The sequence below is a fragment of the Glaciimonas sp. GG7 genome (genome assembly GCF_052976905.1).
In genome coordinates this window covers 1-8,301 of sequence record NZ_JBRIIQ010000124.1, presented here as the reverse complement: position 1 = coordinate 8,301, position 8,301 = coordinate 1, and the positions used below count along the sequence as shown (strand labels likewise).

Below are 8,301 nucleotides of genomic sequence, written 5' to 3'. Positions count from 1 at the left end.
AGCTTCTCTAAGCGCCCGGTTCATCGAGCACGAATCGATCCCCGCCCCCAGCCACAATCAACGGTTGCCGGGCGGTTTTCAACAACGCCAACGCTTGCTGCAACTGATCCTCAGCGGGTGGTTGCGCCCGGAAGGTCACCAGTTTCGGCTTGAAAAAGGACAACGGAAAATCGTAGGCCATCGTCTGCACATCCTGCGGCAAGGCCAACGTCACCGGCCCGCATTGCGCCGCATCGGTCAACACTTGAATCGCCCGTGGCAAGGCGGTCAGCAACTGCTCAGGATAATAAATACGATCGAAATAACGCGACAACGGTTTGAATGCATCATTGACCGACACACTGCCATCCTGAAAATTCTCAAGCTGTTGCAGCACAGGGTCAGGCCGCCGCGAGACGAAAATATCGCCCGGCAGCAGTAACACCGGCAAGCGATTCACATGGGCTAACGCCGCCGCTGTCAGCAAATTCGTCGCGCCCGGTCCGATTGAGCTGGACACAGCCATCATGCGCCGCCGCATATTTGCCTTGGCATAACCGATCGCCGCATGCGCCATCGCCTGCTCGTTATGCGCCCGATACGTTGGAAACTCTTCGCGATGCTGATACAAGGCCTCGCCCAGGCCGGCGACATTGCCGTGGCCGAAGATTGCAAAGACGCCACCAAATAAAGAAAGCTCACCCTCACCGTCAGGGTTGGCGATCCGCAATGCTGCCAGATAACGCACCAGCGCCTGCGCCATCGTTAGTCGAACAGTCCCGCCATCATTGCTCATGCTGCCTGCTCCACATTTTGTTTGTTCCGACTTTTTTGCCAGACGCCGATCAACTGCTCAAACGTCACCCGTACTTCCGCAATCAAGGTCGCATCATCGATCTCGCCTTGCAGCCAGCGCCGTGCAGGGGCATGAAAAATCGTCCGCCCGACCATAAATCCGCGACATGTTGTGCTGTCTTTCGAGGCCAGAAATCCGGCCGCCAACTGCTCGACCGATGCATTCAATCCCAGCAACACCACGCCACGACAATACGGATCGCGCTCTGCAATCAAGCCATCAATGGCTGTCCATTGCGCAGCCGACATCGATTCCAGCTTCCACCATTCAGGATAAATGCCGATGTTGTACAAACGCTTGATTGCCCGCAGCACGGTGTTATCCGCGCTTGCCATTGATTTTGGCGGAATGATTTCCAACAACAATTCATGCCCGCTGACTTGTACTGCGTCATACAAAGCGCGTATCTGTGCTTCTTGCTCCAACCGGTTCTCAACCGCGTCATCAGGATGCAATTGCACCAGACACTTCACGACTTGCTCACGCGGCCAGTTAATTAAATGCGATCCAATCGAACGGCCATAATCAAATGTCAGCGGATTCGACAACGGCATTTCAGCTGCACGTCCCACCCACCAGCCACGGCCAGTCGCGGCATTGAGTGCGTCCTGACCATAACGATCATCGACTAGCACGCCGATCTTGCCTTGTAAATTCAGTGCCGCTTCGGTCTGTGCGACAGCTTCTACCAGCAAGCATTTCAAGGCCGGGATACGCGACTCGGCAACGCCGCTCTCACGCACCAACTCAAAAAACTGATTCCGATGATCGAAGGCAAATACATTGACCTCATCCCAGACCGGACGCGGTGTTGTCACGCGATGCAAACGGGTTAAATGCGCATCCAGATCGGGGCGCTGCAAACGCTCGCTATTAGCAAGGAAATAATCCAGCTCAACAGGAGTCGGCATCGCCGGTGCACAAGCGTGGCGCGAGACTACCAGCGCACCGCACGCATTCGCGTATCGGCAGCAAGTCTCATCATCAGCACCCGTCAACCAGCCTTTCAGAAAGCCCGACAGAAACGCATCGCCAGCGCCGAGCACATTTAAGACCGCCACCTGTACGCCCTGATAATTGAAAGCACGATCCAGACTCACAGGAATCTCGCCCCGGATAACAGCGCAGCCCAGCGGCCCGCGCTTGACCACCAACATGGCCGCACTGACTGCCCGCACTGCTTGTAGCGAGGCGATGATATCGGCGCCGCCACCGGCGATCATGAACTCTTCTTCGGTGCCGACGACCAGATCGAACTTCGGCAAAATCCCTTGCAAATGCGCCGTCACGCTATGGTCGGCGATGAAGCGGGTTTCGCCGTCGCCTTTCGCGGTCAAGCCCCACAGCACCGGACGGTAATCGATATCGAGCACCGTGCGCACGTTATTGCGCCGTGCATAATCCAGCGCCAGGCTACTGGTGCGATGCACTTTTTCGGTCGAAAAATGGGTTCCGGTAATGAGCAAGGCTTTGCTCGATGCGATAAACGCTTCGTCGATATCCTCTTCCGCAATCGCCATGTCGGCACAATTCTCGCGGTAGAAAATCAGGGGAAATGTTTCTTTATCTTTCAGACCCAACATCACCATCGCTGTGAGTCGCTCGGGATCGATTTTGATCTGGCTGACATCACAACCTTCGGCGGCGAGCGCCTCGGTCAAAAACTGTCCGTTATGTTCATTGCCGACCCGCGCCAGCATGGCCGCATTCAAGCCCAGCCGCGCACAGCCGAAAGCGATATTGGCGGAAGAGCCACCGAGGTATTTGGCAAAGCTGGTCACATCCTCAAGCCGTGCGCCAACTTGTTGGGCGTACAAATCGACTCCAAGACGGCCCAGACAAATAATGTCGCGGGGCCGATTTGGCGCGAAAAGGGAGGACGCTGTGTTGAATGGTGTAGTCATGAAACTTCCTTTTATACTGTGATGCCTTCGAGTTCACTCATCAGCGTCTGCATCTCTGCACCGCCCGCCATCATGTCCAGAACCTCGTCCTTGGAAACACTATCTTTGGTAAAAGTACCCATCGATTTTCCACGATTGAGCAAGGTAAATGAGTCGCCAATCGGATACGCGTGATGCACATTGTGGGTGATGAAAATCACCGAAATGCCACGCTCGCGTGCTTTATGAATGAGCTTGAGTACATTAAACGATTGCTTGACCCCCAGTGCAGCGGTTGGCTCGTCCAGAATCAATACCCGCGCACCGAAATGAATCGCCCGTGCAATCGCCAGACACTGCTTTTCACCGCCGGACATGGTGCCGATAGCATGATGCGGATCACGCACCATGATGCCCATTTCAGCGAGTTTCTGGCTGGCCGTCTCAGCCGCGTATTTCATATCCATGACTGTTATGCCGAAGACTTTTTTAGTCGGCTCGCGGCCCATGAAAAAATTCCGCGCAACCGATAACAAAGGTACTAACGCCAAATCCTGATAAACGGTCGCCACGCCGACATCGAGCGCCTCTTTGGGTGAGTTGAATGAGACCGGTTTGTCATCGACCAAGTACTGACCCTCAGACGGTTTATGCACACCAGCCAGAGTTTTGATTAAAGTTGATTTACCTGCGCCGTTGTCACCCAGCAAGCAATGAACTTCGCCTTTTTTCAGCCGTAAGGTTACGTTTTGTAACGCGATGACCGAACCAAAAAATTTGCTAACGTTTTCTAACGCCAGAATAGTGTCACTCATGATTATCTCGCCTCCGTCACACGGCGACGGACATAGTTATTGAATAAAACGGCGACTAACAACATCACGCCTAGAAACACCCGGAACCAGTCGGAATTGAGATTGGTGTATGAGATACCGATCTGTACTACACCGAATATCAACGCGCCAAAACACGCTCCAATAACCGAGCCGTAACCGCCAGTCAGCAATGCGCCGCCAATAACAGCCGCGATAATCGCTTCAAATTCTTTTTGTAAGCCGCGGTCAGCAGCAGCGGAGCCAACATCGGCGACCTGCAATACTGCGAAAAGACAGGCACAAAATGCGGTAAATACAAACAAGATAATTTTGACGCGACGCACTGGTACGCCAACATTCTTGGCAGCGTTGGCGTCACCGCCGACGGCAAAAATCCAGTTACCGAAACGGGTACGTGCCAAAATAAAGCTGGCAATAATCGCCAGCGCGATCCACCAGATAATCACTTTTGGAATGCCTGCAACCAACGGAGCACTGCCATCACTGGTGGCGATCCAGCCTTGGTGCGCCATCCAGTGGAACAAATCATGTCCGACTACACCGGTAAACAACAAACTACCGAGCCAGTCTTTGGCGGCATATTCACCCACGCCACTGACGATAGTACGGTTTGCAAACATAATCGAAAGGGCCAGGGTCAAGCCGCGCAATATAAATAGAAACGCCAGCGTGACGATAAAAGATGGCAAACGGGTTTTGATGACCAGATAGCCGTTTAACCAACCCAGCGCCATCGATCCGGCAAAGGCAAAGATCACTGCCAGCCAGAACGGCCAATGAAAATATACAGTCGGAATCGCCACCATCATTCCAGCAAAACCAATCATCGAACCGATCGACAAATCGAACTCACCAGCGATCATCAACATGCAAGCGCCGATAGCGATCAAGCCCAGATAGGCTGCAACCTGCATCCAGTTGACGATACCGTCGAGATTGAACATGCCGGAGTCGCCGGCTGTGAGAGCAAAGATAACGAAGACCAAAACAACACCGGCTAGCGAGGCGAATTCCGGACGTCCCAGAAACCGTTTCAAACCGCCTTCTGAGCGGACCCGTTCATCCGGTTTAAGATTATTTTTTGCCGCTGAATCGTCAGCGGCAGTGGCAACGACAGGCGTGACTTTTTGAGCACGTATGCTATGTGAATTCATGAAATATCTCCTGCTTATTTTACTTATTAGCTACTAATTAGTGGCCGGTCAATGCACGTCGGACAGGCACTTTTTTGATACGACATTAAACTGCTATTTTGATCGTCCGCCATGTACGCTTGTGCGCATTACGGACGATCGCAAAACATCAAATAGATGCAGTCAAAGAGGGAAAATTAACGATATTGGCCTGCGTACTTAAGGACTTTATCAATATTATCTTTGGTGATGTAGCCAGGGCCGGAGCTGATATTACGGGGACCGTAAATCGGAGCCAGTCCATATTCGGCCAGACGCGCCTGAAACTTTGGATTGGCTTTCAGTTTGGCTTGAATCGTCGCCATATCAGTGGTGTGGGACTGCGTCATGATGGCCAGAACGGCAACCGGGATATAACCTTGCAAGTAGGGTTGCTGATCAATCGCAAACTGTACCGAGCCGTCTTGAATCCCTTTGGCAATCTCATCTGACAAATCAAAGGTCGCAAACCACATTTTGCCTTTGAGACCCATTTTTTGCAAAGCACGCAGGCTAGGCCCGGCAGAATCGGGACCAAGCGCTAGCACCGCTTGCGTACCCGGATTGTTGCGTAGATAAGCGCTGACTTTACTTTCTATCCCAGTCGGATCCTGACCGGCATCGAGCGTCGCTTTTTTGTAGTCAACGCCAATCGCATCGGCAAAACCACGGCAACGTTCGAACGAGGATGGATTAGTCGCGTAATGATTGACGCACAAGAAGGATTTGATACCAGCGGCTTTAGCCTTTTCGCCCGCGCCCTTGCCTGCGGCGTATTCAGGCTGACCGACGTGCATGATCGCACCGAGTTCTTCGCTTTGTTGCTCTGTTCCGGAATTGATGGTGACTAATGGGATTTTTTTCGCAGTGACATTGAGCATGGCTTTTTTCAGCACGCTGAAGTCAGCAATACTGACAATCACGCCGTCGTAATTACGTGCCGCTGCTTGCTCGATCAAACGCGACATATCGGCCAAATCACCATTTGGCGGATTGCGGTAATCGACCGTGACATTGAAATCCTCACCGGCTTGCTTGATGGCATTTTTGATGGTGTTCCACCAAGAGTCAGAATCCGGCGCATGACTAATAAGTACAAATTTCTCGTTCGCGGCAAAGGCTATATTGACCGATACCGCTGACATCGCCAAAGTAGCCAATGTTGCTACCGTTAAGGCCTTGACCAAGCGCTTACCTGTATTTCGTTGCATGTTGTTAATCTCCAATGTTATTTTGTCCGAACTTTAAGGTGTGATCCCGTGTGAGCTCTGCGTAATCAGCATTTTTTATCTGATCCGCACTTAACAATAGAACATGCGAAACAACAATGCAACATTTTTTTCAAAATAGATTTAATTTGGAATTTAATTTTCAATTGTAAATCTATCTTTATTAATTATCTTTATAATTGCGTGGTAACTACTATCCAGTAATTAACAAGAACCAACGAGGAAATACCATGGCAGAAACCGCTACCGTCGATCAACTGATGCTGCAAATTGCCGACAAATACGCCACGCTTTCCAAGCAGCTAAAAATCATCGCAAAGTATGTTGAACAGCACCGAACCAGCTTGATGGTAGAGCGCATCAGCGACATCGCCGAGCATTGCGATGTCCAACCCTCGGCCATCGTTCGCTTTGCCAAACAATTCGGATTCAGTGGTTTTAGCGAAATGCAGGCAGTATTCCGCGACGCTTACACAGCGCAAACCGGGCCATCGCCTAACTATCAGCAACGCATCCGGCAACTGATCGAAACCAAAGCCTCACCGTTGACTAGCGGTGCGATGGCACGTGAATTCATTGATGCCAGCCGTAGTGGTCTGGACGAGCTGTTGAGTGGATTGGATGAAGCCAGATTTGAGGACGCCGTGAAACTGTTGCTTAAGGCAGAAAATATTTACGTCATCGGTGTGCGCCGCTCCTTCCCTATCGCCGCCTATATCGTGTACGCGCTGCAGCACACAAACAAACGCGTCCATCTTTTGTCGGGCCAGGGAGGGATGTTCCGCGAGCAATGCCGCAGTATCGGCAAGAATGATGTCATGATCGCCATCAGCTTTACGCCCTACGGCAAAGAAACCCAGACATGCGTACGACTGGCGCAGCATCGTCTGGCCAAGACATTGGTGATTACCGACAGCCAGCTCAGTCCGCTGGCGAAACAGGCGACGGTGGCATTGACGGTCAAGGAAGGCAGCGCCTTTGCATTCCGCTCGCTGACCAACGCAATGTGTTTATGCCAGGCATTGTTTATCGCGCTGGCGTATCGGTTGGAGTTGAATGTGGAAGAAACGAGTGCTATTGATGGGTATGACGAATAGATGCAATGCAGGTTGGTCCGAGTAATCAGACCAACCTGGCTGGTACGTTAGCTTACAGCGCCACCGGCAACTTCGATAACAACGACTCCCGCATAGCAATCCCAATCCGGGTCGCCTCGGTCGCATCATCGAGCGTCAGGCTCAACGTTGCATCATTGCGGATGGCGTCAACAAAATAAGCCGCTTCGTTCAGAAAAGCTTGTTCAAACCGTTCGAAAAAAGTCGGCGTACATTCATTGCGAATACCGCTCGCGTCCGCAATTTCCAGTCGATCCTGACGCGGGTTGCGCCCTACCGTCAACCGCCCTGCCGTGCCAGTGACTTCAGTCACCGTTTCATGTCCGTGTGGCATAGTACGCGAGGTATAAAAGGTGGCAATGCGGCCATTTTCAAACTCGCAAATCGCCACACCGTTATCGACGTCGCCGAACGCTTGCAAATCCTGATGTACAGCAATCGTGCCACTGGCAAAGACGCGTATCGGTTTTGGATTGCCTAGCAGCCAGCGTGCTAAATCGATATCGTGCACGCTGCAATCGAGAAAAATACCGCCGCTGGTGGGTGCAAATTTGACGAAAAATCCATCCGGATCAAGTTGATCACAGGTTTGCGAATACACCATAAACGGCTGACCGATACTGCCCGACTGGATTCTTTTATAGGCGGCCTGATAGCTGGCATCGAAACGCCGAACAAAACCGATCATCACTTTGAGTTGCGGATGCAAGGCTGCCTCCGCATTGACGCGACGGCAATCATCGAGTTCGAGCGACAATGGTTTCTCGCAAAACACGTGCTTGCCGGCACGCAAGGCTTGAATAATCTGGTCGGGATGTAACGAAGTTGGGGTGACCAAAAAGACCGCATCCAGTCCGTCGTGCGCGAGTAATGCCGCGTAATCCTGATACAGGTGCGCTATCCCCAGCGTCTCTTTCGCCCATGTCAGTTCGCTTTCCAGCGGACTGACAGCCGCCACCAACGTGGCGCCGGGAACATGCCGTAACAGGTTCTCAGCATGTCGCCGTCCCAGTCGACCGAGTCCGACGATACCGACTCTGATTATCGGTTGGGCGCTCATTTGGTTAAATCTATCGTACGGTTTTCACGCCATGACAAGGTTGCGGCCTCAGCTAATGCCAATGCTTTAACGCCGTCATCGATGGTCGTACGTACTGTTCCGCCATTGACTAACACATCAAAATCGATTCGTGCTTGTCCGTGGTACTCGGCATAGAACTACTGAGTCGGA

At 52.1% G+C, this 8,301-nt stretch carries 6 protein-coding genes and 2 pseudogenes; 1 reads left to right on the top strand and 7 read right to left on the bottom strand.

The genetic code is table 11. The features are described from left to right. Nucleotides 1-40: 40 nt before the first annotated feature. From ACVBEF_RS18995 to ACVBEF_RS18975, 5 genes and pseudogenes are all read right to left on the bottom strand, one after another. Nucleotides 41-775: pseudogene (locus ACVBEF_RS18995) on the bottom strand (thiamine pyrophosphate-binding protein); the annotation flags it as partial. Then, nucleotides 772-2,739: a bifunctional 5-dehydro-2-deoxygluconokinase/5-dehydro-2-deoxyphosphogluconate aldolase gene (locus tag ACVBEF_RS18990; RefSeq protein ID WP_447125485.1), complete on the bottom strand. Its 1,968-nt coding sequence runs from the start codon at nucleotides 2,737-2,739 to the stop codon at nucleotides 772-774. The pseudogene ACVBEF_RS18995 and the gene ACVBEF_RS18990, both read right to left, overlap by 4 nt. A gap of 11 nt (nucleotides 2,740-2,750) precedes the next feature. After that, nucleotides 2,751-3,533 carry an ATP-binding cassette domain-containing protein gene (locus tag ACVBEF_RS18985; protein ID WP_447125484.1) on the bottom strand — a complete coding sequence of 261 codons (783 nt, stop codon included), beginning with the start codon at nucleotides 3,531-3,533 and terminating at the stop codon, nucleotides 2,751-2,753. Between the two features lie 2 nt (nucleotides 3,534-3,535). Continuing rightward, on the bottom strand, nucleotides 3,536-4,708 hold the full coding sequence (locus ACVBEF_RS18980; RefSeq protein ID WP_447125483.1) for an ABC transporter permease: 1,173 nt from the start codon (nucleotides 4,706-4,708) through the stop codon (nucleotides 3,536-3,538). A 176-nt stretch (nucleotides 4,709-4,884) separates the two neighbouring features. Continuing rightward, entirely contained in the window at nucleotides 4,885-5,937 is a 1,053-nt protein-coding gene (locus tag ACVBEF_RS18975) for a sugar ABC transporter substrate-binding protein (RefSeq protein ID WP_447125482.1), read from the bottom strand. A 248-nt stretch (nucleotides 5,938-6,185) separates the two neighbouring features. Between ACVBEF_RS18975 and ACVBEF_RS18970 the strand changes: the two genes are divergently transcribed. Then, nucleotides 6,186-7,052 carry a MurR/RpiR family transcriptional regulator gene (locus ACVBEF_RS18970; protein ID WP_447125481.1) on the top strand — a complete coding sequence of 289 codons (867 nt, stop codon included), beginning with the start codon at nucleotides 6,186-6,188 and terminating at the stop codon, nucleotides 7,050-7,052. 52 nt (nucleotides 7,053-7,104) lie between these two features. On the opposite strand, the gene ACVBEF_RS18965 is transcribed toward ACVBEF_RS18970, so the two are convergent. After that, nucleotides 7,105-8,130, bottom strand: a complete 1,026-nt coding sequence (locus tag ACVBEF_RS18965) for a Gfo/Idh/MocA family oxidoreductase (protein WP_447125480.1) — start codon at nucleotides 8,128-8,130, stop codon at nucleotides 7,105-7,107. Further along, a pseudogene (locus ACVBEF_RS18960) lies at nucleotides 8,127-8,237 on the bottom strand (inositol 2-dehydrogenase); the annotation flags it as partial. The gene ACVBEF_RS18965 and the pseudogene ACVBEF_RS18960, both read right to left, overlap by 4 nt. Between the last annotated feature and the right edge of the window lie 64 nt (nucleotides 8,238-8,301).